This window comes from Microbacterium sp. Z10_103 (genome assembly GCF_058310455.1).
The window spans coordinates 556,496-580,463 of the sequence record NZ_JBZEGK010000001.1 but is presented as its reverse complement, the minus strand read 5'-3'; the positions used below and the strand labels follow the sequence as shown (position 1 = coordinate 580,463).

Below are 23,968 nucleotides of genomic sequence, written 5' to 3'. Positions count from 1 at the left end.
GTGTACTCAGACCAGGTCGAAGCGGTCGAGCTCGGTGACCTTGCGCCACGCGGCGACGAAGTCCCGCACGAACTTCTCCTTGGCATCGTCGCTCGCGTACACCTCGGCGAGGGCACGGAGCTCGGAGTTCGAGGAGAACACGAGGTCGACGCGCGAGCCGACACCCACCCGCTCGCCCGAGCCATCCTTCATGCCCTGGAAGGCATGCTTGCCGGTGTCCAGCGGCGTCCACGTGGTGCCGAGGTCGAGCAGGTTCACGAACACGTCGTTCGTGAGCGCGCCCGGCGTCGCGGTGAAGACGCCGAACGGCGACGCGTCCCAGTTCGCCCCGATGGCGCGGAGACCGCCGACGAGCACGGTCATCTCCGGCGCGGTGAGGGTGAGCAGGTTGGCCTTGTCGACCAGCAGGTACTCCGCGGGGAGCCGCGCCTCCCGAGAGATGTAGTTGCGGAAGCCGTCCGCGATGGGCTCGAGCCAGCGGAACGAATCCACGTCGGTCTGCTCTTCGGTCGCGTCGGTGCGCCCCGAGGTGAAGGGCACCTCGACCTCCACACCGCCGGCGAGAGCGGCCTGCTCGACGCCCGCGTTGCCCGCGAGCACGATCAGGTCGGCGATCGACACCTTCTTGCCCCCGGTCTGCTGACCGTCGAACTCGGCCTTGATGCGCTCGAGAACGCCCAGCACCGTCTGCAGCTGCTCGGGGTTGTTGACTTCCCAGTCCTTCTGCGGTGCCAGGCGGATGCGGGCGCCGTTGACGCCGCCGCGCTTGTCACTGCCACGGAAGGTGGATGCCGCGGCCCACGTCGTGGAGACGAGCTGCTGCACCGTGAGACCGCTGTCGAGGATCTGCTGCTTGAGCGCGGCCGCGTCGGGAGCGTCGATGAGCGCGTGATCGACAGCGGGAACCGGGTCCTGCCACAGCAGGGTCTCCTGCGGCACGTCGGCGCCGAGGTAGAGCTCCTTGGGTCCCATGTCACGGTGCGTCAGCTTGAACCACGCGCGGGCGAACGCGTCACCGAAGGCGACCGGGTCATCCCGGAACTTCCGGGAGATCTTGTCGTATTCGGGGTCGACGCGCAGCGCCAGGTCGCTGGTGAGCATGCGCGGCTCACGCTTGCCCTCGGAGTGGGCGAGCGGAACCATGTCCGCGCCCATGCCGTTCTTGGGCCGCCACTGGTGCGCGCCGGCCGGGCTCTGGAAGAGCTCCCACTCGTACGCGTACAGGATGTGGAAGAACTCGTTGTCCCAGCGCGTCGGGTGGTAGGTCCAGGTGACCTCGAGACCGCTGGTGATGGTGTCATTGCCCTTGCCGGTGCCGTGGGAGTTGTGCCACCCGAGGCCCTGCTCTTCGATGTCGGCGGCTTCGGGGTTCGGCCCGACGGCGTCATCGGGCGCTGCGCCGTGCGTCTTGCCGAAGGTGTGCCCGCCGGCGATGAGGGCGACGGTCTCCTCGTCGTTCATGGCCATCCGGCCGAAGGTCTCGCGGATGTCGCGCGCCGACAGCAGCGGGTCGGGGTTACCGTTCGGACCCTCGGGGTTGACGTAGATGAGACCCATCTGCACCGCGGCGAGAGGCTTCTCCAGCTCGCGGTTGCCGGTGTAGCGCTCGTCGCCGAGCCATGTGGTCTCGGGACCCCAGTACACGTCGTCATCCGACTCCCACACGTCGGCGCGGCCGCCGGCGAAGCCGAAGGTCGAGAAACCCATGGACTCCAGCGAGACGTTGCCGGCGAGGATCATGAGGTCGGCCCACGAGATCGACTGGCCGTACTTCTTCTTGACGGGCCACAGCAGGCGCCGCGCCTTGTCGAGGTTGACGTTGTCGGGCCAGCTGTTCAGCGGGGCGAAGCGCTGCATCCCGGCACCGGCGCCGCCACGACCGTCGGTCACGCGGTAGGTGCCTGCGCTGTGCCAGGCCATGCGGATCATCAGCGGGCCGTAGTGCCCGAAGTCCGCCGGCCACCAGTCCTGCGAGGTCGTGATCGCCTCGAGGATGTCCTGCTTCACCGCGGCGAGGTCGAGTGCCTGGAACGCGGCCTTGTAGTCGAAGTCCGACCCGAGCGGGTCGCGCTGGGCGTTGTTCTTGGCGAGGATCTTGAGGTTGATGCCGTTCGGCCACCAGACGCGGTTGGCCGACCCCTGGGTCGGGTGGGGCAGGGGCCCTGCCGGCTCGCTGTCGGCAGGTGCCTCGCCCACGGGCAGGCGATTGTCGTCCGGAGCTGCGCCGTCATGGAAAACGGGGCAGCCGGGGGCGGCGATGTCGCTCATTCGGATCCTCTCTGAGGGTTCGGGTGTGAAGTGTCTGCTCGACAGTCCGGGCACAGCCCCCAGAACGTCACCTCGGCGGAGCGGATGTCGTATCCGCTCCCCTGTGGGACGTGCAGGCAGGGCGCAGCACCGACGACGCAATCGACGTCGTCGACTCGCCCGCAGGAGGTGCACACCACGTGGTGGTGGTTGTCGTCCACGCGCAGTTCGAACATGCCGGGGTGACCGGCCGGTTCGATGCGACGGGCGAGCCCCGCATCCACGAAGTCGCCGAGGGCGTTGTACACCGACTGCTTGCTCGTCCCCGGGAGGGTGACGCGGATGCGGTCGAACACCTCCTCGGCGGAGGCGTGCGGTCGGCCGGACAGGGCGTCGAAGACGGCCGTTCGGGTCGAGGTCACGCGCAGACCCGCGGTGCGCAGCAGCGCCTCGGGAGTCGTGTCGGGGCCGTCGAGCATCCTCTGAGCCTAGTGAAGTTTTGACTCGTTCAAAAAAAGACCGGGTCGGGCGGCGAGCCTGCCCGACGGATGGCGCCCCGGGAGTCGTGCCGGGGCCTCGGTGCTCCGCGCCGCGCCGTACGCCGCCCCGGCCCGGCGCCGGCCCGCACCGCGCACATCGGGAGAGATGGCGCGTGGGGAGGAAGGAAACCCGCACAACGGCCCTCCGAAACGCACATCTCCTCCCCGGGCGCTCTGCCACGCGGAGGACGCACTCACCGACACGGAAGCCCACCCCGCCCGACCCCCACCCGGCACCGAGCACCTCAGGAGGAGATGGCGCTTGGGGAGGAAGAAAACCCGCACAACGGCCCTCCGAAACGCACATCTCCTCCCCGGGCGCTCAGCCATGCGGAGGAGGCACTCACCGTCACGGAAAGCCCACCCCACCCGCACGGCCGCCGGGCACCGAGCACGTCGGGAGGAGATGGCGCTTGGGGAGGAAGAAAACCCGCACAACGGCCCTCCGAAACGCACATCTCCTCCCCGAGCGCTCACCAACACGGAGGACGCACTCCCCACCCACGCCGCCCCGGGCGCCTTGGGAGGACCGGGCACCTCGGGAGGAGCGGACACTTCAGGAGAAGCCCGAGGCTTCGGGATGATCGCCACCCGAGGCGCAGGGAGCCGCAGGCCCCCGGACGGGCCTGCGCGCGGTCATCCGGAGACGAGCCGCGCGGTGCCCGCTTCGTACTCGGTGAGGTCGCCGTCCTCCCGCTCCCGGACCGCGCGGCGACCGAGGATGAGCATGTACGCGAGGAAGGCGGCGAGCGCCAGCGCACCGATCGCGATCTTGATCGCCGTCGGCCACGGGGCGGGGGTGACGAAGCCCTCGATCACGCCCGAGACGGCGAGGACGAAGACGAGTCCGATCGCGATCGTGCCGAGGGACCGGCCGGCCGAGGCGAGCGCATCCGCTCGGCGGCGGGGTCCGGGGGCCACCCAGGCCCAGAAGATCTGCAGCCCGGCCGCTCCCGCCACGAGGATCGCGGTGATCTCGAGCAGGCCGTGCGGGAGGATGAAGGAGAAGAAGACGTCGCCGCGGCCGAAGGCGAACATGACCGCGGCGGCTGTTCCGATGCCGACGGCGTTCTGCACGAGCACCATGAGCGGCCAGAGGCCGGTGATGCCGAAGATCACGGACTGCGCCGCGATCCACGCATTGTTGGTCCAGACCGTGCCGGCGAACACCGCCGCCGGGTTCTCGCTGTAATACCCGGTGAACTCCTCCTCGGCGTAGGTCTCGAGCTCTGCCCGGTCGCCGAGCGCCGCGACGGCTGCGGGGTCACCGGCGATCCACACTGCGACGAGGACGGTGACGGCCAAGAAGCCGACAGCGACGGCGAGCAGCGTCCAGCGCACCCGATACAGCGCGGCGGGCAGTTGCCCGAGGAAAAAGCGCGGCACGAGGGCGCCCGGGTTCTCGCGTACGCCCGTCAGCCGCAGTCGGGTGCGCGCCAGCAGCGTCGAGACATAGTCCCCCTGCGGCGTGCGCCCCGCGGAGGTCTTGATGTCGGCGAGATCGGCGGATGCTGCGCGGTACCGCGTGACCAGTTCATCCACCTGCGCGCCAGAGAGGCGTCGAGCGCGGCTCAGTTCGTCCAGTCGCGCCCACTCCTGCCGCCGTGCGGCCGTCAGGGCGTCGAGGTCCATTTGCTTTACTGTACCCATGGCGCTTGACCCCTCCCCCGCCCAGGTGCGCATCGCACAGGATGAGACGGTCACGGGAGAGGCCGTCGCCCTGGACGTGCAGTCCGTGGGATTTTTCCTGCGGGCCGTCGGAGCGCTGATCGATTTCCTCGCCGGAGTGGCGGTTCTCCTCCTCCTCGCGACCGTTCTCTCGTGGCTCGTGAGTGCGGGCCTCCTTGGGGAGGAAGTCATCGCACCCCTCGCGATCACGGTCCTCGTCCTCGTCACCGTCGTCGTTCCCACCACTGTGGAGACGGCAACCCGGGGGCGGAGTCTCGGAAAGCTCGCCATCGGCGGCCGGATCGTCCGCGCAGACGGCGGCGCCATCGGCTTCCGGCACGCGTTCCTCCGGGCGCTCGTGGGTGTCCTCGAGCTGTGGTTCACGCTGGGCTCGCTGGCCGCGCTGGTCGGCGCATTCACGCCCCGCGCCCAGCGCCTGGGCGACCTGCTGGCCGGCACGTACAGCGAGCGCACACGTACCCGGCCGCTGCCACCGCCGGCGCCCGGCATCCCAGCTGCTCTCGCGGGATGGGCGACTATCGCGGACGTCGCACGCCTGCCTGACCGCCTCGCCGCGCGCATCGCCCAATTCGTGCGCTCGGCGCCGCAGTTGCAGCCGGCTGCCCGTGTGCGGCTGGCCGAGACCCTCGCAGCGGAGGCGCGCCCGTTCGTCGCTCCCCTCCCACCGGTCGACGCCGACGTGCTGCTGCACGGCATCGCGGGGGTGCGACGCGAGCGCGAATTGCGGGCGCTCTACCTGGAGGACCAGCGCGTCGCCGCCCTCCTCCCGCGCACCTAACCCCACGCCGCCCGCGCGCCTAACCCCACGCCGCCCGCGCACTTAGCCCCACCCCACCCGCCCGCCCGGCGGCGCACTGCGCCCCATCCCGGCCGCGCACCGCGCCCCATCCCGGCGGCGCGCTGCCCTCCGTCCGGGATGCTCCACCCGCTCCCACGCCGTGCACGGCGTGGATTTGGGGCGCTTCCCGTGCTTTGGGGCGCGCCCGGCGGTGCCCCACAGCACGGATTCCGCCCCAAACCCGGTCAAGGCGCGCCGCGTCCACCCGGGACCCGGGCGGGTCGCACCTGGCGCGCACCGAAACACGGCTTCCACTCGCGTGCGGGCGCGCAGCTCGCCTTCGGGTTTGGGGCGCTTCCCGTGCTTTGGGGCGCGCCCCGGAGTGCCCCAAGGCACGGATTCCGCCCCAAACCCGTTCAGGGTGCGGCGTCCACCCGGGGCCGGCGCGGGGGCCGCACCGCAGGCCTCGAATCGGGGGATGCTGCGAGGCCGGGCCGCCGACGGACGGAGGGTTAGACGCGGAGGGTCTCGTGGCGAACGACGACCCATCCGCGCGGAACGGACAGGCGGTCGGTGTGGATGGCGCACAGGTCATGCGCGTGCGGGTCACCGGTACTGCCCAGCGGGCCGACCGCGGCCATTTGATCGGCGTAGTCGTAGGTCAGGGTCGCCACGGCATCGCGGGAGCATCCCACCTTGGAACAAAGTCTGTCGCGCATCGCCGTCAGCCTATCCGCGCGTTCGGACACGGCCCCGTCGCCTCGCCGACAGCGTCATAGGATGGGGCCATGGTTCGCCGACGCTCTCGCGAGCGCACTCGCGCCCGGGCTCCGCGGCACGGCCGTCACGGCCGGGAGAACCGCAGCCCTGTCGTTCGGCCCCCGCTCCCCCCGCTGGACACCCGCGTGGAGCGGTTCGACCTCGCCGTGGGTACCGCGGCCGAGTTCCTCCGGGCGACGTGGAGCGAGCTGCGCGACGTGTCGTTCGAGATCGGCGTGCTGCCGCCGTCCACAGACGAGCAGGGGATCCCGCGCTGGCGGGTGCTCCGCGAGCAGAAGCGGATCGTCCTCTACCGAGTGCCGATCGAGCGCCTCAGCCACCTGCATCGCGACGACGATCTGCACCGCCGCATGATGATCGAGAGTGCCGTCTTCCGTGCGGCCGCCGAGTACCTCGACCGCGATCCGTGGGACCTCGGCCCCGAACGCTTCCGCTTCTAGGCGCCACCGGGCGGCGCGAGCCCGCCCGCCGCAGCGCGGGCGCGAGCCCGCAGCCCGTGCCCGCAGTCCTCGGGGCGCCGGACGCGAGACCGCGGCCCGCAGGCCGCGACGACCTACGGGAAAATGACGATCGGCGGGGCGGCAGCATCCGCTCCCCACACCGGGAAGCCCGCCAGCGCGCCGGTCGAACCGAACGACACGGCCGCGTGCACGCTGCCGGCCGGGTCGATCGCGTGCTCGCCCGACTCCGCGAGCGCGATCTCCGCGGCCCCCTCGGCGGGCAGTTCCACCTCGCGACTCGTGCCGGAGGGGCTCGTCAGGGTCACGGTCACCGCTTCGGCGCCGTCGTTCACGAGGGTGAGAACCGGTGACAGTCCGGTCGGGACCGCCACGACGGTGGGCCGGTCGATCTGCGGCGCCGCCGCGAACCATCCGAAGTCCGACCCCTGGCCGAAGCCGGTGGTGCTCCACGCGCCGGCGACCAGCGGCGCGTCGGCGTCGACGATGACGGTGTAGGTGCCGGCGGCGAGCCCCGGAAGGCCGAGTTCGCTGGGGATCCCGGCGGTGAGCGGCACCGTCGCATCCTCGCCCACCCGGCGGCCGTCGCTGTCGCGCACCGACACGGTGGCCTGCGTGTCGGCCGTGGGCGCGAGGAGGCGCGTGATGGTCCGCGCACCGGCGGCCGCGTCTGCTTCCTCCGCCGCAACGACCACGCCCGCGACGATCTGACGCTCGGACGCGGCGGCCACGGGACTGACCTGGTCGACGCCGCCGGGCTCCAGCGTGCGGATGAGGCTGGACTGCAGCGCCGCCGTCACCGGTGCCCCCACCGCCGTTACGGAGATCACGGGACTCGCCTCATCGGGCAGGAGTCCCGCGAGCGGCACCACGACCTGGCTCCCCGCCGCGACGACGCGGTCGGAACCGCCGGGGGCGACCACGGGACCGGCGGCTCCGTACACCGTCACCTCGACGGTCGCCGCGACCGCGCCCGGGTTCGACAGCAGCAGCAGATCGCCGGATCCGGTGGTGGTGGCGCCCCCGACGAGCCAGGACTCCAGGAGCGGCGGACGACAGGGGGATGCGGCGAAGCCGCGCAGATCGGCCGCCTCGACGGCGCTCGACCCGGCGGCGGCGAACGACGCCGGCCCGGAGGCATCGGCGGCGACGCTGAACGCGAGAGGCTGCGAGCCCTCGGCCGCGGTCGTCAGTGCGAATTCGGCCGCTCCAGCCGACGCCGGGCCGGACACGACGGACTGGTCGGCGGCGACCGACAGCTGCCCGGCCTGCTCCACGACCCGGCCGAGGGCGAGCAGCGGGCCGTCGCACGCCAGGACGGTGTCCGACGGCGCCGGGGTCGCCTCCAGCCGGACGGGCTCGGCCGTGGCCGTCGGCCAGGGGAACGCGATCGCGATGCCGACGACGATCACGATCGCCACCGCGATGGCGGCGCCGACGACGACCCGGGTGCTCGTGAGCACCCACCGGAACGGGCGACGCTCGGTCATCGCGCCTCCTTCACCGCAGGACCGACGATCCGTGGCGTCCGTCGCGCGAGGCGGCGGCTGGCAGCGGTCGGCACCGCCAGCAGGAGGCAGATCGCGACGACGATGATTTGCGCCAAGGCGATGAGCCGCGACGCGTCGCGCACCGCCGCCGTGTCGTCTGGCCGCGGGTGCACGTCGCCGGTGACACGCCACAGGGCACCGCGCGTCGTATCCCCGACGGCGTCGAGTCCGTTGCGCTGGTCGAGGGCCGTGGATGCGGAGAGCCGCAGCGCCCGGACGGCTTCGGCGTCGCCGGTCGGCGCTTCCAGGAGCACGAATGCGATCCCGCGGTCGGCAAGGGCCTGCACGGCCTCCGGGCTCGTCGAGGTCACGAGATCCGCCGCCAGGTCGGCGAGTTCGCGATCTGCCGCAGAGGCTTCGGTGCGCGTGGCGCGGACCGTGCTCTGCCCGCCGAGCGTCTCACTTCCGCCCCACACGACCCGCACGATCATTCCGTCCCCGCCGGGGTTCAGCACGATGGTGCCGACGCGCGGATCACCGCGCCCCTCCGCGGCCACGAACGCGGGCAGCGTCGACACGGGTCCGTTCGTGAGCACGGCCGCGTCGCGGGCGGGGGCGGTGAGCGCGGGGATCGCCGTCACGACCAGGGGCAGGAGAAGCACGAACGCGACAGCGGGACGCAGCATCCGCAGGCGCGGAAGCAGTCCCGTGTCGAGGGTGAGCACGGCAGCTCCGACGGCTCCCGCCCACGCGAGGCTGAGCCCTGCACCCGGCCACAGCGGCACTGCCGCCGTGCCCGCGAACGACACCGCGATGGCGACGGCCGCGAACGCCGTCGCCGTTCCGAGGAGAGTGAGCGCGATGAGAGCCGCGCCGACCGGCCAGCGAGGGGTCACGAGCGAGAGCAGGGCGAGGATGGCGAGCGGGGTGACCAGCAGCGGCACCCACCACACGGGCGCGCCGCCGAGGAACGCGCCCCACCCACCCGGGTCGGCCGTGGGGAATCCGGCGGCCAGGAGGAGGCGACCGGGCGCGTCCGCCGCGACTCCCCCGCCGACGGCGACCCCCGGGTCGGCCAGCAGTGCGAGGACATCGCCGGAGCGGAGTCGCTCCCACACCAGCGGCGCGAAGAGGACGATCGACGGGACGAGGAGCCAGACGACCTTCGCCGCGCCGTGCCCTCGGCGTGCCGCGATCACGGCGACGAGCGCGGCCAGCCATGCCACGACGAGCGCCGGGGCCAGCGACGGCGCGCAGGCGATCACGGCGGCAAGGAGAAGGGATGCTCCGCCCGCGCCCGCCCACGAGCGGTGAGCGACGCTGCCGGTGTAGAGCAGCCACGGCAGCAGCAGGTGTACGAGCACGGCAGCCGGGCGCCCCTCGACGAGCGCCGCGAGGAAGGCGGGAGCCAGCGCCCAGGCCACTGCGGCGACGATGCGCAGCAGTGACCGTTCCGTCACGCGCGTGGCAGCGAACCAGGCACCGAGCACGGCGAGCGGCAGCGCGAGGAGCCACAGGAGGACGAGCGCCCGCGACGGTTCGAACGGCCACAGTGTCCCGACCACGGCGATCACGGCGGCGAACGGATCGGCCGGCGCGACGTCGCCCAGGCCGAGGGCGCGTGAGCCGTACGCGGCATCGGCCCACAGTTGCGCGACGGTGGAGCGGAGCGGCAGGAGAGCGCCGCCGCCGAGGACGGGCCACGCCAGCAGAGCCGGGAACACGCCGACCGATACGGCCGCCGCACCCAGCACCGCCCACGCGCCGCCGCCGGTGAAGAAGCGCAGCTCGGAGCGCACCGGCGCATCGGGGTCGGCGCCATCCCCCTCCCATCGGAGGCGAAGCTGCGCCCGGCTGATACGCAGCGGCGTCAGGCGCGCCCATCCGGCGCGGCGCGTCGCGCGGATGCGCCCGCGCGCGCGGGCGATCGCCCCCCACCGCACCATGACGAGCAGCGTCGCCGCCCAGTCGGGGCCGACGCGTCCGGGTTGCTTCGCGACGAGGTGTGCGAGCGTCCGCCACACGGCGAGCGGGAGAAGCGAGAGCCACTGGAGAACCAGCGCCACGACGGGCGCGTAGACGAGCCGACGGTGCAGCTCAGCGGTGCGGATCGCGAACTCGCGCCGCGTCGAGTGACGTTCGGAGGGAAGCCCCGCAACTCCGTCACCGGCCACGGCGACCACGGCGGAGGGGACCAGTGTGACCCGCTCCCCCGCCAGCCGCGCCCGGACGCCGAGGTCGAGTCCTTCGTCCGCGCCGGCGAGCCCCGCATCCAGCCCGCCCAGTTGCCGCCATGCGTCCAGGCGCACGAGCACACCTCGGATATCAGTGCCCAGCACGTCTTCGGCCGCATCGTGCTGGCCCTGGTCCAGCTCTCCGGTGGCCAGATCGACGGTCCTGCCCAGGGGTGACATGCTCACACCGAGCGACACGAGCTCCGAGCGGTCCTCCCACTGCACGAGCTTGGGCGCGACGAACGCGACGGATGCTGCCAGCTCGAGCGCTCCGGCCAGGCGGGTGAGAGCGTCCGGCTCGGGGGCGGTGTCCTGCGCGAGCAGCCAGACGGCGTCGCCGGTCAGGCGCGGGGTGGCCATCGCCGTCGCGGCAGCGAATCCCGTGCCGTGCGGGGCGGTGATGACGCCCTCAGCGCCGGAGCGCGCGGCGATGTCGCGCAGATCACTGCCGCCACCGCAGAGCACGATCGTGAGCGCATCGACCGGCCGGGTCTGTGCGGCGAGCGCCGTCAGGGTGGCGCGCAGATGTGCGGATGTGGGCGTGCGACCTTCCGGACGCACGACGAGGATCGCGTGAACTCGGTCGGGCATGGCGCAGTCAGCCTAGGCGGGACTCGCGCTCACCCTCGGGCGCACGCGCCGCGGACGGCGGATCGGTTCAGCCGGCGCGGCGCTTGAGTTTGCGCCGCTCGCGCTCGCTGAGCCCGCCCCAGATGCCGAACCGCTCGTCGTTCTGAAGGGCGTACTCGAGGCAGGCGTCGCGGACATCACACGTGGTGCAGACACGCTTGGCGTCCCGGGTCGATCCGCCCTTCTCCGGGAAGAAGGCCTCGGGGTCGGTCTGCGCGCAGAGGGCCTCGGACTGCCAGGAAAGCGGGTTGTCGTCGACGACATCGATGTCGCGGCGGACACCCGGAACCCCCAGGTGGACGGGATCGACGAACCAATTTTCAGGTACGCCGGAACGATACTGTGATCCAGCCATCTCGTCTCCCGCTCTGAGCCCCTCAGCCACGCCGGCCGCGTGTATGCATAATTACACCCGTGTCATTCGCCCGGGTCAAGTCGCAGATACTAAAGCCTCAACGCGGACTTCAAACTTCACCACGCCCGCGGCGTGTCGCGGTTGTTACGCTCGGCCCGGCATGGCGACGAATGCGTGACCCTCTCCGGCGAACACCAGGGGGCTCTCGACCGGGGTCGCCAGCAGCGCCTGCCCCGGCTGGAGCGTGAGCCGGTCGCCGCTTGCTCCGGTGACCTCCACGATCCCCTCGACCGTGAGAACGAGGGATGCTCCGCCCAGCTCCACCTCGCTGGTGCCCTCTCCCACCGTCACTGCGGCCAGTGCGAAGTCGGGGATCCCGGCATCGAAGAGCCCGACGCCCCGCCCCAGCGCCTGCGGGGCGAGGAGAGGCGGGTCGGACGGGCGGGCGTCCAGCACCGTCAGCAGCTCCTCCACGTCGAGGTGCTTGGTGGTGAGGCCGCCGCGCAGGACGTTGTCGCTCGCCGCCATGAGTTCCACGCCGAGTCCCGCGACGTACGCGTGCAGGACGCCGGCGGGAACGAAGATCGCCTCGCCGCGGCGGAGGGTCACGAGGTTCATGAGAAGCGCCACCACGACCCCCGGGTCGGCGGGATAGGCACGAGCCAGGGTGCGCGCGAGTTCGAGCTCGGCGGCGAATTCCGGGGAGGACGCCGTGCCGGCCGCGGCGATGATGTCGGCGACCTCACCGGCCGCCGTGCCGCTGAGGAGCCACCCGATCGTTGCGCGGAGCGCGGCCTCCGCATCCTCGCCCGCCAGGTGCGCCGCGAGAGCACGCGGCCCGGAGGTGTCGCCGAGCGCGTCGACGAGCCGTCGGGTCGCCGCCAGGTCGCGGAGCCCCGCGAGGGCGTCGAACCGCTCGCTCACGGCCACGAGCAGCTCGGGCTTGTGGTTGTCGTCGCGGTAGTTGCGCTCCGCAGCATCCCGTGCCACGCCCGTCGCCTCTTCCCGGGCGAACCCGTCCTCCGCCTGGCCCTTCGAAGGGTGCGCCTGGATCGACAGCGGTGCGCCGGCGGCCAGGAGTTTCAGCAGGTACGGCAGCCGCTCAGGAACGCCGGCCGTCTGCGCCTCCGCCCGCAACCACGCGTCGAGCGTGCGCTCGGACCCGTCGTGCACCAGCGCCGGTGAGCCCGGGTGGTCGCCGAACCACACCTCCGCCTCGGGGGCGCCGGTGGGCTCACGCCCCTCCAGCTCGGCGATGAGCGTCGGTGATCCCCAGGCGTAGTCGCGGGGGATGTTCGAGATGCGGGTCAGCACGCGCCCAGCCTACGACCGGTGCGGGCGGTACCCTGAGGTCCCATGGCGGTTCACACGAAGCATCCCGCATCCGCGCCGCCTGCCGCTCCCGCGCGGGAGAAGACCGGGCACCTCCTCCTTCGGGGATGGTGCGTCTTCGTCGTGCTGCTCGCCCTCGGGGGAACCGCCTGGGTGCACGCGTTCGGCGACGTTGCCACAGGGGCCCTGACGGTCCTCTCGGGGGTCGTCTCCGTCATCCTGTGGCTCTCGATCCGCCCCCCGGTGCAGGGCCGGCGGATGCCCTGGCTGGCGTTCGGCTATGTGGCGTGGGCGGCCCTTTCGGTGCTGTGGAGCGCGTGGCCCGTGACGTCGATTCTCACGTGGCTGCTCCTGGCGATCACCACCCTCCAGGGACTGTTCGTCGCCGCCGTGCTGACCTGGCGTGAGATCGTCCGCACCATCGCCTCCGCTCTCAAGTGGGTGATCGGGCTCAGCATCGTGTTCGAGCTGGCGGTGTCGATCCTCATCGGCGGCCCCATCCTCCCCGGATGGGAGCGGCCCGTCGGGGAGATGGACCCGATCGTCTACTGGTCGCGCGACAACTTCTTCGACTGGGACGGCCGCATCCAGGGCATCTTCGGCAACTCCAACCTGCTCGCCGGCGTCATGGTGCTCGCGCTCATCGTCTTCGCCATCCGTTTCGCCGCTCGGTCGCCCCGCCGCGAACTGCTGATCGCGTGGATGGTCGTCGCGGCCTTCCTCCTCGTCCGTGCGGGTTCGGCCACCGCCTACCTGTCCGTGGTCGCGGTCGCCGTGGTGCTGGGCACCGTCCTCCTCATGCGCACCGCCCGGCGCCCCGGGGAACGCACCCGCTGGTACGTGCTGTACGCCGTCGTCGGCATCGGAGGCGCCGCGGCCCTCTGGTTCGGACGCGACACGCTGTTCCGCATCCTCGGCCGCTCCGCCGACCTCACCGGTCGAGAGGACATCTGGCAGCAGGTGCTCGAGCGTGCGTCGCAGCATCCGATCATCGGATGGGGATTCGCCACGCCCTGGCTCCCGGACGAGCCGCGGTTCGACGGATGGATCGTCGACCACGGCCAGACCGTGCTCCAGGCGCACAGCATGTGGCAGGATGCCTATCTGCAGCTGGGCATGATCGGCGTCGTGCTCCTCGCGCTCGCGTACCTCGCCTTCATCTGGCGGGCGTGGTTCTTCGCGATCGACCGCCCCCGCTTCGACCTCCGCGCCGACCGTCCCTACTCGCCGCTGACCCTCCTCCCCACCCTCGTCGGCACCCTCCTGCTCGTGCAGGGGGTCTCCGAGTCGGGGCCGCTTCTCGTGTGGGGCTGGATGCTGTTCATCCTGTTCGCCTTCAAGATCAAGCAGGCGCCGCTCGTGGGCGTCGGCCCGGCCGAGCAGAGCCTGGCGATCGAACGCGGCGAGCTGCAGAGCGCGGTGCCGTGAGCGACTCGGCACGGCACCCGACGCACGGCCTGTCCGGGCTCCTGGCATCCGCATCGTTCGCGCGCGCCTACACGCTGGCGACGTTGGCCACCGTCTTCAGCGCGTTCGCGATCGAGCGTGTGGCCGGCCAGGTCACCCTCGTCACGATCATCACCGGGCTGTGCGCGCTGGGGCTGGCGATGCTGATCTCCCGCCGCGCGGAGTACTCCCTCGTGCGCCTCGCCCCCACGACGCTCGTGGTGTTCCTGGCGTGGACGCTCGCATCCGTCACCTGGACCGGCGACCGCGGCGACACGCTGGCCGGCTGGATCGCGCTGGCCGCCGTCGCGCTCCTCGCCGTGGTCGTCGCGCTCGTCCGCGACACGCTGCAGACGGTACGGGCGCTCGGCGACGTCCTCCGCTGGCTGCTGTCCCTCTCCCTCGGCCTCGAGATCCTGTTCGGGATCCTCCTCGACATGCCCGTCCCCTTCCTCGGCATCCAGGGACGCATCGCCGAGTTCGGGCCGATCCAGGGCATCTTCGGCACCCGCAACGTTCTGGGGTTCGTGACCGTGCTCGCCCTGATCACGTTCCTCATCGAGTACCGCACCCTCTCGGTCCGCACCGGCGTCGCGGTGTTCTCCGTCGTCCTGGGCGGGGTCACCGCCGTGCTCACCGACTCCCCCACCGTGTTCGTCGTCGCCCTCGCCGTGGCCGTGGCGACGGCGGCACTCGTGGCGGTCCGCAGCGCATCACCGGAGCGCCGCAACGTTCTGCAGTGGACCATAGGCGGGCTGGTCGTGCTGGCCGTCGGGGCCGGGTACGCGCTGCGGGGACCGATCATCGATCGGCTCGGGGCGCAGAACGACCTGTCTCTCCGCACCGATCTGTGGGGAACTCTCGTCCCGCTGGTGCGGTTCCGTCCCGTCCAGGGGTGGGGATGGTTCGGTCCCTGGGTCCCTGGCGAGTTTCCGTTCAACGCGATCAACGCGACTCTGAGGCAATCGCACGCATCCGCGTTGAACGCCTACCTCGACGTCCTCCTGCAGATCGGGTGGGCGGGGCTCTTGCTCTTTCTCGCCCTCGGCGTGGTGGCACTCGTGCGGTCGTGGCTGGTCGCCAGCGAACGCCGTTCGGTCGTCTACGCGTGGACGCCGCTCATCCTCGTCGCCCTCCTCGTCGACTCCCTCTTCGAGAGCTTCACCCTCAGCGGTCTCGGGTGGTTCATGCTCGTCCTGTGCGCCATGCGCGCGGGTCAATCGCGCTCGTGGCGCGAGCGGATGGACGCGCTGGATGACCCCGTTGCGCCCGAGATTCTGCCGCTGTCGGGCGACGCTCAGGGCTTGGGCGGGCCGCGCGGGTAGGATTCACCGTGGCCGAAACGTCGGCCCGGTGCAGCATCCGGAGACTTTTCACGTGACGTACACCCTTCAGCATGTCGTGTTCCCGATCGAACGCGATCCCGATCTTCTCCCCCTCTACGCGGACCCCGAGACCTGGTCGGTCATCGACGAGGAGCCCGTGCGGGTGTCCAACCGCGCGAAGCTCGGCAACGTCCTGGGGCGGCGCCGAGCGCGGATTTCCGCGGGCCAGCGCGTGTCGTTCGGAACCTATTTCAACGGGTTCCCGGCCTCCTATTGGCAGCACTGGACCGCCGTGCGGCGTGTTCGCCTCACCGTCCGGCTGAACGGCGCTGCGACGATCCTCGTCTACCGCTCGAATGGCAGTGGTGTGAAACAGCGACTGGAGACGCAGGAGGTTTCCGGCGAGTCGGAGTCCTCCTTCGACCTCGAGCTGACGCAGTACAGCGACGGCGGATGGATCTGGTTCGATATCGCCGCCGATCAGGAACCCGCCATCTTCGAGGGCGCCGAATGGACCACGGAAGACGAACCCGTCCGCGCCGGCAAGGCGAGCATCGGCATCACGACCTACAACAAGCCCGACTACTGCCTTACGACGCTGGAAAGCCTCGCCGACGCTCCCGAGGCGCTGGAGCTTGTCGATCGGATCTTCCTCATCGACCAGGGAACACAGCTCGTTGCCGAGCAGGAGGGGTTCGGCCGCATCGCGGAACGCCTCGGTGAAACGCTCCAGCTGATCCGCCAGCCGAATCTGGGCGGGTCGGGCGGCTTCTCGCGCGCGATGCTCGAGACCCTCGAACGTCCGGAGAGCGACTTCGTGCAGCTCCTCGACGACGACGTGCGGATCGAACCCGAGTCTGTGCGCCGTTCCATCGTGTTCGGTCAGTACGCGTCGGTTCCCACCCTGGTGGGCGGGCACATGTTCGACCTCCTCGACCGGCCCAAATTGCATGCGTGGGCGGAGGTGGTTGACGAAGCACCCTTCATGTGGCGGGCGCTGTACCAGGAGAAGCTGCCACACGACTTCAGCGTCGCGAATCTGCGTCAGTCACCGATTCTGCACATGCGGATGGATGCCGACTACAACGGCTGGTGGATGTGCCTCATTCCGGTCGAGGTCATCCGCAAGGTCGGTCTCGCCCTCCCCGCGTTCATCAAGTGGGACGACGCGGAGTTCAGCCTGCGCGCGCGGGAGGCGGGCTATCCGACCGTCTCAGTGCCGGGAGTGGCTCTCTGGCACGTGTCGTGGATGGGCAAGGACGACTCGATCGATTGGCAGGCGTACTTCCACGCCCGCAACCGCATCGTCGCCGCGCTACTGCACTCGAATGCTCCGGGCGGCGGAACGCTCCTGCGGCACAGCACGCGCGTCGACCTCAAGCACCTCATGATGATGCAGTACTACCCGGTCGCCCTCCGGCACCGTGCCATCCGCGACATCCTCTCGGGCCCCGAGCACATGCGCGCAGGGTTGGCCACCGCGATGCCGGCGGCGCGCGAACTGGCGAAGTCGTTCCCGGAGACGGTCGTGCATAAAGACTCGGGCGTCCCACTCCGGTCCCGGCGCGGACGACAGGTGTTCCGGAGGCTGAGGACGCACGAATTCGACAGCCCCACCGGGCTCGCGTTGCGGACATTCACGCTACGAACGCTGGTGGCGCACTGGTTGCGCCAGCCCCAGCCGGAGAACGTCACGCAGCCCGAGGTCGAGTTTGGTAAAGGCGATGCGCAATGGTGGCGGGTGCCGCTCTATGACAGCGCGCTTGTCAGCGCCGCCGACGGGTCGGGCAAGAACATCTACACCCGGGACCGCACGAAGTTCCGTCGGATGCTGATCGACAGCGTGCGCCTCCATCGGCGGCTCCGTCGCGAATGGTCTGCGCTCGCCCAGCGGTATCGCGACGCCCTTCCCGCCCTCGTGTCCGAGGCGGAGTGGCGGAACACCTTCAGGAGCCCCCGATGACCGAGAACGGCAGAGCGTTCGACCCGGCCTCCGCGACGATCGCCGTCGTGACCTACAACCGCTCGGGGTTACTGTCGCGCCTGCTGGCGAGCATCGAGCGGATGGATCCGAAGCCGGGCCACGTCGTGATCATCGACAACGCCTCGGTGGATGACACCACCGAGGTCGTGGAGTCGTTCCGATCCCGGGTCGGCACTGAACTCGTCTACCGGAAGCTCGAGACGAACACCGGTGGTTCGGGCGGCTTCAGCGAGGGCATGCGGACCGCCTATGAGCTCGGTTCGGAGTGGATCTGGCTCATGGACGACGACGTCGAGGTCATCCCCGATGGGCTCGCGCGCATGGGCGCGTGGACGCCACGCTTCCGCAGCATCCAGGGCCGCCGCTACGACTACGACGGTAGCGAGTTCTACTGGCAGTACCGCGTCGCCGAATCGATGGGCATCCCCATCCCGTTCGCGCCCGCAAGCTTCGACGAATCCGGCTACAAGGAGATGAACTCGGGGTGCTTCGAGGGCATGTTCATCCACCGAGACATCGTCGCGAAGATCGGCCTCCCCGACCCGCGTTTCTTCATCTACTGGGACGATCAGCTCTACGGCTGGCTCGCTTCGCGCCACACCACGTCGGTGATCGTGGACGAATTCGTCCTCCGCCGCACGCGCGAGATCAAGCAGTGGGACATGGGCATCCGTCATATGAACGCGTCGAGTGACGCGTACCGGTACTACATCATGCGAAACCGGGCCCATATCAAGCAGTACTATCGCGCGCTGGGCGTCTACAAGCCGCTCCCCTTCGCCGCGGGCACTGCGCTGACGTTCGTGAAGGAGCTCATCCGGCTGTTGGCCGTGGAGCGCACAGTGCGCGGCACGAGCCACCTGTTCCGCGGGCTCCGTGACGGCGGGCGCATCGCCCGTGACCGAGCGTGGCGGCCGATGCCACCCTTGACGGAGTCTCAGCCGGTCGCGTAGTCGGCGTTGTAGCGGTCGAGCACCTCAGCGATCGGCGCATCCATGGCGAGCGCGCCCTTGTCGAGGTAGAGGCCGCGCGTGCAGAAACGCCGGAGGTCCTTCTCGTTGTGGCTCACGAAGAACAATGTTCGGCCTTCCGCTAGCAGTTCGTCGATGCGGCGATAGCACTTCTCCCGGAACGCCCGGTCACCGACGGCGAGGACCTCGTCGACGAGCAGGGTCGGTTCGTCCAGCTGAGAAACCACGGAGAACGCAAGCCGAACCTTCATCCCATTCGACAGATGCTTGTACGGCGTGTCCACGAAGTCGCGAATCTCGGCGAAGTCGATGATGCCATCGAACCGGCGGTTCACCTCCGCGCGGGACATCCCATGTAGGCCGGCCGCCAACCGCACGTTCTCGCGGACCGACAAGTCACCGACGAATCCTCCCGTGATCTCGATCAGAGGCGCGACTCCCCCGCGGACGGTCACCCCACCCTCATCGGGAAGGAGCACGCCGGCGACCAGCTTCAGCAGCGTGGACTTTCCCTGACCGTTGCGCCCCACCACCCCGATCGACTCGCCGGGCTGCACGTCGAAAGTGACGTTGCGCAGGGCCCAGAATTCGCCGGGACGTGTCCGCCGTGACGAGCCGGCGAAAAGGTCTTTGATCGTGCGCTTGCCCCGCTTGTTGCGGCGGAACCGGACACCGAGGTCTCGAGCCTCGATGGCGGCGTGCGGAGTGCTCATCACAGCTCCTTGAGCAGGGGTCGCTCCAGCCGCGGGAAGGCGAACAGCCCGAGGAGGAGGAGACCGATCGAAATCACAGCGGACATGACGACGGAGAACGTGTCCCACTGGTCGGGAAAGAAACCGACGCGGAAGAGGGTGAAGATGCCGGACAGCGGGTTGAACGCGGCGAGTTGGGGGAAGATCCCGGGCAGATCACCGACGCCGTAGATGACGGGCGACGCATAGAAGAGCACTCGCAGAACGAGTCGCGTCGTCCTCTCGAGGTCGCCGAAAAGAACGCACAACGGCGCTACGAGGAGTCCGAGCCCGACCAACAACACCGTCTGAAGCGCGACAGCCACCGGGAACATCAGCAGGCCCCAGCCCACGGTCGCGCCGCCGAAGACCGCGAAGAGCACGAGCACGGGGATGGCGAAGAGGAACTCGATCCCCTTGCTCAGCACGATGCGGTTGACCCAGATCGAGCGAGGAATGGAGGTCGATCGCACCAACCGCGCATCCTTGTTGAAAGCTCGTGTGAAGTCGGTGACGGAGGCGTTGAACCACACCCACGGCAGGAGGGCCGTGATGAGGAAGACGATGTACGGTTCCTCGCCGACGGAGCGCTGGAATACCTGCGTGAAGATGAACCAGTAGATGAGGCTCATCACCAGGGGGTCGAGAACCGACCACAGGTAACCCAAGCCGCTGGTGGCGTACCGCACACGCAAATCGCGGGCCGACAGCAGCCACAGCGAGTGAAGGTAGCGCCGGGCCGATCCGGGTACGCCCACGGCGGCGGTGGTCACGAAGAGAGTCTAGAGGGCGGATAGGCTGGTGGTTCGCACCCATCGGACTCCCATGATCATCGACATCTGCATGCCCTTCTGGGGCGACCCCGACGACCTTCGCGCCGCCGTCCGATCCGTTCTGTCTCAGGACGACGACGCATGGCGCCTCACCGTGATCGACGACTGCTACCCCGACGAATCGGTGCCGGAGTACTTCCAGGGGATCGATGACCCGCGCGTCACCTACCTTCGCAACGAGCGGAACATCGGGATCACGGCCAACTTCCGCCGGGCGGTCGCGGCTGCGGATGGACCCTACGTCGTGATCATGGGCAGCGACGACCTGCTCCACCCCGACTTCGTCTCCCGTATGCGCGCGCTCGCAAGCGCCCATCCGGACGTGGACGTCTTCCAGATCGGCGTCGACGTCATCGGCGCCGACGGCTCCCCCACGGCCTCACTCGCCGACTTCGTCAAGCAGCGGATCCTGACGCCTCGGCGCGCGACCACGCTGCGCGCCGAGGAGATGGCACGCAGCCTGCTGGTCGGGGATTGGCTGTACTGGCCATCGCTCCTGTTCCGCACCGACCGCCTGCGCGAGATCGACTTCCGAGATGACCTGCCAATCATCCTGGATCTGGCACTTCTCGTCGACATCGCCTTCGCCGGTGGGGGCCTGCGCTATGAACCCGGAGCGGCGTTCTCCTACCGACGCCACGGCGAGAGCCTCTCGCAGAAGACGATCCTGGACGGAACGCGGTTCACCGACGAGCGGGGGTACTACCGCTCCACCGCCGCGGCAGCTCGCGCGCGTGGTTGGCACCGCGCGCACCGCGCCGCCCGATGGCGGCTGATGTCACGTCTGCACGGCCTCTCGGTGCTACCGACGGTCCTGGTCAAGGGGACATCGTCGGCGCGCCGAGCGGCCTTGGCGCTCGCCTTCGGCTGAGGTCGCGCACAGACGCATCCGTTAGGCTGTCCGACCGTGCCCCGTGTGATCGTTGACCTGCTGTCCTATACAGGAACGAAAGGCGGGATGGAAATCTACGCCCGTGAACTGTACAAACGCCTGGGGACGATGGCCGAGGGCTGGGAGTTCATCGGCTACTTCAGCCGCGAGGGATATCGGCTGGATCGAACCTGGTTCCCCGGCGAGACCGTCGACTCCGGCATCAGCGGCGAGAGTCGGCCAATCTGGGCCTGGGGCGAGTTGTTCTCGGTATCCCGCGCCGCGAAAAGGTTCAGCGCGGACCTCGTGCACTGTCCGGCGCTCCTCGGGCCGCGCAGGACGACGATGCCCACCGTGATCACCATGCACGACATGCTGTATTGGAGTCACCCGGAGTACATGTCGACCCCTCTCTTCACGGAGCCCGTGAAGTGGATGGAGCGGATGGCCGCCCGCAACGCGACGAGGATCCTGACGATCAGCGAGGAGTCACGCCAGGCCATCCTGCGCTACCTGCACGTGCCTTCCGATCGCGTCGATCTGGTCCCGCTCGCCGGCACCAAGGTTCCCGGCGCCGATCGCTCGCTCGCGTCCCAGCCACACCCGATGGTGCTCGCGACGGGAAACCGGCGCCCCCACAAGAATTGGGCTTCGCTGATCCGCGCGCTTCCACTGATCCCGGCAGCCGAGCGTCCACGCCTCGTGATAACCGGCAGCCACGGCGAGGACCCGCTGCGTGCCGTGGTGGAGGAGACGGGGATGTCTGACTGGGTTCAGTTGAAAGGGTGGGTCGACGACGACGAGATGCGCGACCTGTACTCGCGCGCAACGATCCTCGCGATGCCTTCCTTCGCCGACGGGTTCTCACTGCCCGCCCTGGAGGCGATGATGGCGGGCCTGCCGGTCATGATCAGCGACATCCCCGTCTATCGGGAAGTGGTGGGGGACGCGGCACTGCTGATCGACCCCACCAGCCTGGAATCGATCGCGTCGGCGATGCGCACCGCCGCCGGCTCCCCCGAGCTCATGGCCGAACTGTCCCAGCGTGGACGCGAGCGTGCAGCACTGTTCTCCTGGGAGCGCACGGCGGAGGCCACGCTGCGCTCCTTCGAGCGGGCCCTCGCCGAGCCGCGGCGCCGCTGAGTCCTATCAGCCCGCGACGACATGTTCGAGCGCATCCGCGATGCGGTCGATCCCCTCGTGGACCGGATAGTGGTGGTTACCCACGAAGAGCCCGTCGACGTGGATCTTGTCAGCGACGGGCAGGGCGTCCGGTACGACGGCATCCAGGTGGGCCATCACAGGATTGCGGGTGAAGTTCCCCGCCACGATGGGGCGTGATTCGATGCCGGCGCGTTCGAACCCGCGCACAACGTCGGTGCGACGTCCGGCGAGAGGACCCTCGAGGATCATGGAGAACCCGAACCAGCTGCTCTGGCCCGTCTCACGCTGCGTGCGCACGCCTTCGACCCCCGCGAGGCGCTGACGGAAGTAGGCGGCGTTGTCGCGGCGGCCCTGGATGAGGTCGGGCACCTTCTTCAGCTGCTCCAAGCCGAGGGCGCCCTCCATCTCGAGCGGGCGGACGTTGTAGCCGGGTAGGACGAAGCGGAACAGGTCGTCCCAGCCATCCCCTGTCTTGTCGTGCACATGGTTGATCACGGGGAGATCGCGCGTCCACCCGTGGGAGCGGAGCGAGATCATCTCCTGATAGAGCTGCTCGTCATCGGTGAGGATGATGCCGCCCTCCATCGTCGCGATGTGGTGGGAGAAGAAGGAACTGAACGTCCCCGCCAATCCCGCGGTGCCGGCGTTGATGCCGTCGCTGCTGGCGCCCAGCGACTCGCAGTTGTCCTCGAGGAGGATCAGGCCGTGGCGATCGGCGATCGCGCGTAACCGGGTGAAGTCGTTGGGGTTGCCCAACAGGTTCACCGCGAAGATGGCCTTCGTCGCGGGCGTGATGGCGGCCTCGACGAGGTCGAGATCGATGTTGAGCGTTTCCAGGTCGACGTCCACGAACCGTGGACGCAGGCCGTACTGCGTCAACGGGTAATACGTCGTCGGCCACGATACGGCCGGAACGATGACCTCGTCGCCTCGGCTGAGATCGAGACGCGGGTCCAGTACCGCCGCGGCGACGGCAATGAGGTTGGCGGAGGACCCGGAGTTCACCATGACCCCGTAGGCCGAGCCGAAGTGGGCGGCGAAGGCGGCCTCGAACTCCTTCACGAGCGGTCCCATCGTGAAGCGACCGCTGTCGATGACCCGCTGAAGCGCGGCGTACTCCGCCTCGTCCCAGGTGGTGGTGGCCAGAGGATAGCCGGGGGTGGCATCGGTCATGACGGTTCTCCGTTCGCGGATCGGTCGAGGAACGCCTGGTAGCACGCGATGACACCGTCTTTCAACGCTGTGCTGGCGGACCAGCCGTGGGCGCGGGCGAGGGATGAGTCGATGAGGCGACGTGCGACGCCGCTGGGCTTGGTCGGGTCGAACCGCAGGCGGCCCCCGAAACCGACGATCTCCGCTGCCACCTCGTAGTACTCGCTGATGGTGTGGTCGATGCCGGCACCGACGTTCATCGCCATGGGCCATCGCGCGATCGAGTCCAGTTCGCGCACGAGCCACCCCGCAAGGTCGGGGGCGAACGTGAACTCGCGGCGCGCCGTCCCGTCGCCCCACACCTCCACCTCGTCGCTTCCCGACGCCTTCGCGCGGTGGGTCTTCAGCAGAGTGGACGCGATCAGGTGGGCGCGCGCGGGATCGAAGGAGTCGCGCGGTCCGTAGAGGTTGGAGGGAAGGATGGCACGGTACGCGTGACCGGTCTCGCGCGCGGCATAGCCCACCGCCGTCAGGCCGGTGAGTTTTGCCAGCCCATACGGCTCGTTCGCCGATTCGAGCGGCCCGCCGAACAGCGCACTCTCCGGAATGGGGTTGGCGGCTTCGCTCGGGTAGGCCGCCGCGCTCGCGGTGTACAGGTAGGACTCCACGCCCGTCGTCACCACGGCCTCGAGGACGTTCGCGTCGATCCGCACGTTCTCCATCAAGTAGGGCAGCGGACGCGCGAGCTTGTCACCGATGCCTCCGACGAACGCAGCGGTATGGATCACCACGTCGGGGGCGGAGGCATCGATCGCCGTCCGGGTCTCCCGCAGATCGCGCAGGTCCGCGTCGCGGCGCGCCAGGACGACGAGCTCGTCGTCAGGACGGAGCGACCGCCATGCGGCGGCGACGCTCGATGCGAGCATGCCGCCGCCACCGGTGAGCAGCGCGCGCACGTG

Annotated in this window: 20 protein-coding genes; 8 read left to right on the top strand and 12 right to left on the bottom strand. The window is 69.8% G+C overall.

Annotated elements, in window-relative coordinates; genetic code table 11:
- Nucleotides 1–6: 6 nt before the first annotated feature.
- From katG to AC4FS2_RS02550, 3 genes are all read right to left on the bottom strand, one after another.
- On the bottom strand, nucleotides 7–2,268 hold the full coding sequence (gene katG, locus AC4FS2_RS02560; RefSeq protein WP_491176328.1) for a catalase/peroxidase HPI: 2,262 nt from the start codon (nucleotides 2,266–2,268) through the stop codon (nucleotides 7–9).
- Nucleotides 2,265–2,726, bottom strand: coding sequence for a Fur family transcriptional regulator (locus AC4FS2_RS02555; protein ID WP_491176327.1), 462 nt, complete (start codon nucleotides 2,724–2,726; stop codon nucleotides 2,265–2,267). Before AC4FS2_RS02555 ends, katG begins: the two co-directional genes overlap by 4 nt.
- Nucleotides 2,727–3,422: 696 nt before the next feature.
- Complete coding sequence (locus AC4FS2_RS02550) at nucleotides 3,423–4,418, bottom strand: stage II sporulation protein M (protein ID WP_491176325.1); 996 nt, start codon at nucleotides 4,416–4,418, stop codon at nucleotides 3,423–3,425.
- Between the two features lie 16 nt (nucleotides 4,419–4,434).
- Between AC4FS2_RS02550 and AC4FS2_RS02545 the strand changes: the two genes are divergently transcribed.
- The gene (locus tag AC4FS2_RS02545; protein ID WP_491153790.1) at nucleotides 4,435–5,253 is read left to right on the top strand and encodes an RDD family protein; all 819 of its coding nucleotides are present in this window, start codon (nucleotides 4,435–4,437) and stop codon (nucleotides 5,251–5,253) included.
- A 512-nt stretch (nucleotides 5,254–5,765) separates the two neighbouring features.
- On the opposite strand, the gene AC4FS2_RS02540 is transcribed toward AC4FS2_RS02545, so the two are convergent.
- Nucleotides 5,766–5,972 (bottom strand): DUF3499 family protein, encoded by a 207-nt coding sequence (locus AC4FS2_RS02540; protein WP_491153792.1) that lies wholly within the window; start codon nucleotides 5,970–5,972, stop codon nucleotides 5,766–5,768.
- Nucleotides 5,973–6,041: 69 nt separating this feature from the next.
- On the opposite strand from AC4FS2_RS02540, the gene AC4FS2_RS02535 reads away from it, so the two are divergent.
- A complete protein-coding gene (locus AC4FS2_RS02535) occupies nucleotides 6,042–6,473 on the top strand; it encodes a metallopeptidase family protein (protein ID WP_491153794.1) in 432 nt (143 codons plus the stop codon).
- A 113-nt stretch (nucleotides 6,474–6,586) separates the two neighbouring features.
- Here the strand turns inward: AC4FS2_RS02535 and AC4FS2_RS02530 are convergent, their stop codons facing one another.
- The 4 genes from AC4FS2_RS02530 to manA all read right to left on the bottom strand — a co-directional run bounded on the left by AC4FS2_RS02530 (nucleotide 6,587) and on the right by manA (nucleotide 12,514).
- Entirely contained in the window at nucleotides 6,587–7,981 is a 1,395-nt protein-coding gene (locus AC4FS2_RS02530) for a DUF5719 family protein (RefSeq protein WP_491176323.1), read from the bottom strand.
- Nucleotides 7,978–10,806: a glycosyltransferase family 2 protein gene (locus AC4FS2_RS02525; protein WP_491153798.1), complete on the bottom strand. Its 2,829-nt coding sequence runs from the start codon at nucleotides 10,804–10,806 to the stop codon at nucleotides 7,978–7,980. Before AC4FS2_RS02525 ends, AC4FS2_RS02530 begins: the two co-directional genes overlap by 4 nt.
- Before the next feature lie 67 nt (nucleotides 10,807–10,873).
- Nucleotides 10,874–11,200, bottom strand: a complete 327-nt coding sequence (locus AC4FS2_RS02520; protein ID WP_491153800.1) for a WhiB family transcriptional regulator — start codon at nucleotides 11,198–11,200, stop codon at nucleotides 10,874–10,876.
- A 144-nt stretch (nucleotides 11,201–11,344) separates the two neighbouring features.
- The gene (gene manA / locus AC4FS2_RS02515; protein WP_491153802.1) at nucleotides 11,345–12,514 is read right to left on the bottom strand and encodes a mannose-6-phosphate isomerase, class I; all 1,170 of its coding nucleotides are present in this window, start codon (nucleotides 12,512–12,514) and stop codon (nucleotides 11,345–11,347) included.
- A gap of 42 nt (nucleotides 12,515–12,556) precedes the next feature.
- Between manA and AC4FS2_RS02510 the strand changes: the two genes are divergently transcribed.
- The 4 genes from AC4FS2_RS02510 to AC4FS2_RS02495 are packed head-to-tail and all read left to right on the top strand — an operon-like array spanning nucleotide 12,557 to nucleotide 18,240.
- Nucleotides 12,557–13,960, top strand: coding sequence for an O-antigen ligase family protein (locus AC4FS2_RS02510; protein ID WP_491153804.1), 1,404 nt, complete (start codon nucleotides 12,557–12,559; stop codon nucleotides 13,958–13,960).
- A complete protein-coding gene (locus AC4FS2_RS02505) occupies nucleotides 13,957–15,303 on the top strand; it encodes an O-antigen ligase family protein (protein ID WP_491153806.1) in 1,347 nt (448 codons plus the stop codon). The genes AC4FS2_RS02510 and AC4FS2_RS02505 overlap by 4 nt, the downstream gene beginning before the upstream one ends.
- 52 nt (nucleotides 15,304–15,355) lie before the next feature.
- Nucleotides 15,356–17,266, top strand: coding sequence for a glycosyltransferase (locus tag AC4FS2_RS02500; protein WP_491153808.1), 1,911 nt, complete (start codon nucleotides 15,356–15,358; stop codon nucleotides 17,264–17,266).
- The gene (locus tag AC4FS2_RS02495) at nucleotides 17,263–18,240 is read left to right on the top strand and encodes a glycosyltransferase (RefSeq protein ID WP_491153810.1); all 978 of its coding nucleotides are present in this window, start codon (nucleotides 17,263–17,265) and stop codon (nucleotides 18,238–18,240) included. Before AC4FS2_RS02500 ends, AC4FS2_RS02495 begins: the two co-directional genes overlap by 4 nt.
- Here AC4FS2_RS02495 and AC4FS2_RS02490 read toward each other — a convergent pair.
- Together AC4FS2_RS02490 and AC4FS2_RS02485 are read right to left on the bottom strand one after the other, a co-directional pair.
- Nucleotides 18,225–18,971 carry an ABC transporter ATP-binding protein gene (locus tag AC4FS2_RS02490; RefSeq protein WP_491153812.1) on the bottom strand — a complete coding sequence of 249 codons (747 nt, stop codon included), beginning with the start codon at nucleotides 18,969–18,971 and terminating at the stop codon, nucleotides 18,225–18,227. The genes AC4FS2_RS02495 and AC4FS2_RS02490 overlap by 16 nt on opposite strands.
- Nucleotides 18,971–19,762 carry an ABC transporter permease gene (locus tag AC4FS2_RS02485; protein ID WP_491153814.1) on the bottom strand — a complete coding sequence of 264 codons (792 nt, stop codon included), beginning with the start codon at nucleotides 19,760–19,762 and terminating at the stop codon, nucleotides 18,971–18,973. Before AC4FS2_RS02485 ends, AC4FS2_RS02490 begins: the two co-directional genes overlap by 1 nt.
- Before the next feature lie 52 nt (nucleotides 19,763–19,814).
- On the opposite strand from AC4FS2_RS02485, the gene AC4FS2_RS02480 reads away from it, so the two are divergent.
- Together AC4FS2_RS02480 and AC4FS2_RS02475 are read left to right on the top strand one after the other, a co-directional pair.
- Complete coding sequence (locus tag AC4FS2_RS02480; protein WP_491176321.1) at nucleotides 19,815–20,693, top strand: glycosyltransferase family 2 protein; 879 nt, start codon at nucleotides 19,815–19,817, stop codon at nucleotides 20,691–20,693.
- 87 nt (nucleotides 20,694–20,780) lie between these two features.
- Nucleotides 20,781–21,836 (top strand): glycosyltransferase family 4 protein, encoded by a 1,056-nt coding sequence (locus AC4FS2_RS02475; RefSeq protein WP_491153818.1) that lies wholly within the window; start codon nucleotides 20,781–20,783, stop codon nucleotides 21,834–21,836.
- A gap of 6 nt (nucleotides 21,837–21,842) precedes the next feature.
- Here AC4FS2_RS02475 and AC4FS2_RS02470 read toward each other — a convergent pair whose 3' ends face one another.
- Nucleotides 21,843–23,030 (bottom strand): DegT/DnrJ/EryC1/StrS family aminotransferase, encoded by a 1,188-nt coding sequence (locus AC4FS2_RS02470; RefSeq protein WP_491153820.1) that lies wholly within the window; start codon nucleotides 23,028–23,030, stop codon nucleotides 21,843–21,845.
- Nucleotides 23,027–23,965: an NAD-dependent epimerase/dehydratase family protein gene (locus tag AC4FS2_RS02465; protein ID WP_491153822.1), complete on the bottom strand. Its 939-nt coding sequence runs from the start codon at nucleotides 23,963–23,965 to the stop codon at nucleotides 23,027–23,029. Before AC4FS2_RS02465 ends, AC4FS2_RS02470 begins: the two co-directional genes overlap by 4 nt.
- Nucleotides 23,966–23,968 lie beyond the last annotated feature (3 nt).

What these genes read in the sequence shown, in the direction of transcription:
- katG (WP_491176328.1), bottom strand. Translation starts at nt 2,268, where the DNA reads ATGAGCGACATCGCCGCCCCCGGCTGCCCCGTTTTCCATGACGGCGCA.
- AC4FS2_RS02555 (WP_491176327.1), bottom strand. Translation starts at nt 2,726, where the DNA reads ATGCTCGACGGCCCCGACACGACTCCCGAGGCGCTGCTGCGCACCGCG.
- AC4FS2_RS02550 (WP_491176325.1), bottom strand. Translation starts at nt 4,418, where the DNA reads ATGGACCTCGACGCCCTGACGGCCGCACGGCGGCAGGAGTGGGCGCGA.
- AC4FS2_RS02545 (WP_491153790.1), top strand. Translation starts at nt 4,435, where the DNA reads ATGGCGCTTGACCCCTCCCCCGCCCAGGTGCGCATCGCACAGGATGAG.
- AC4FS2_RS02540 (WP_491153792.1), bottom strand. Translation starts at nt 5,972, where the DNA reads ATGCGCGACAGACTTTGTTCCAAGGTGGGATGCTCCCGCGATGCCGTG.
- AC4FS2_RS02535 (WP_491153794.1), top strand. Translation starts at nt 6,042, where the DNA reads ATGGTTCGCCGACGCTCTCGCGAGCGCACTCGCGCCCGGGCTCCGCGG.
- AC4FS2_RS02530 (WP_491176323.1), bottom strand. Translation starts at nt 7,981, where the DNA reads ATGACCGAGCGTCGCCCGTTCCGGTGGGTGCTCACGAGCACCCGGGTC.
- AC4FS2_RS02525 (WP_491153798.1), bottom strand. Translation starts at nt 10,806, where the DNA reads ATGCCCGACCGAGTTCACGCGATCCTCGTCGTGCGTCCGGAAGGTCGC.
- AC4FS2_RS02520 (WP_491153800.1), bottom strand. Translation starts at nt 11,200, where the DNA reads ATGGCTGGATCACAGTATCGTTCCGGCGTACCTGAAAATTGGTTCGTC.
- AC4FS2_RS02510 (WP_491153804.1), top strand. Translation starts at nt 12,557, where the DNA reads ATGGCGGTTCACACGAAGCATCCCGCATCCGCGCCGCCTGCCGCTCCC.
- AC4FS2_RS02495 (WP_491153810.1), top strand. Translation starts at nt 17,263, where the DNA reads ATGACCGAGAACGGCAGAGCGTTCGACCCGGCCTCCGCGACGATCGCC.
- AC4FS2_RS02490 (WP_491153812.1), bottom strand. Translation starts at nt 18,971, where the DNA reads ATGAGCACTCCGCACGCCGCCATCGAGGCTCGAGACCTCGGTGTCCGG.
- AC4FS2_RS02480 (WP_491176321.1), top strand. Translation starts at nt 19,815, where the DNA reads ATGATCATCGACATCTGCATGCCCTTCTGGGGCGACCCCGACGACCTT.
- AC4FS2_RS02475 (WP_491153818.1), top strand. Translation starts at nt 20,781, where the DNA reads ATGGAAATCTACGCCCGTGAACTGTACAAACGCCTGGGGACGATGGCC.
- AC4FS2_RS02470 (WP_491153820.1), bottom strand. Translation starts at nt 23,030, where the DNA reads ATGACCGATGCCACCCCCGGCTATCCTCTGGCCACCACCACCTGGGAC.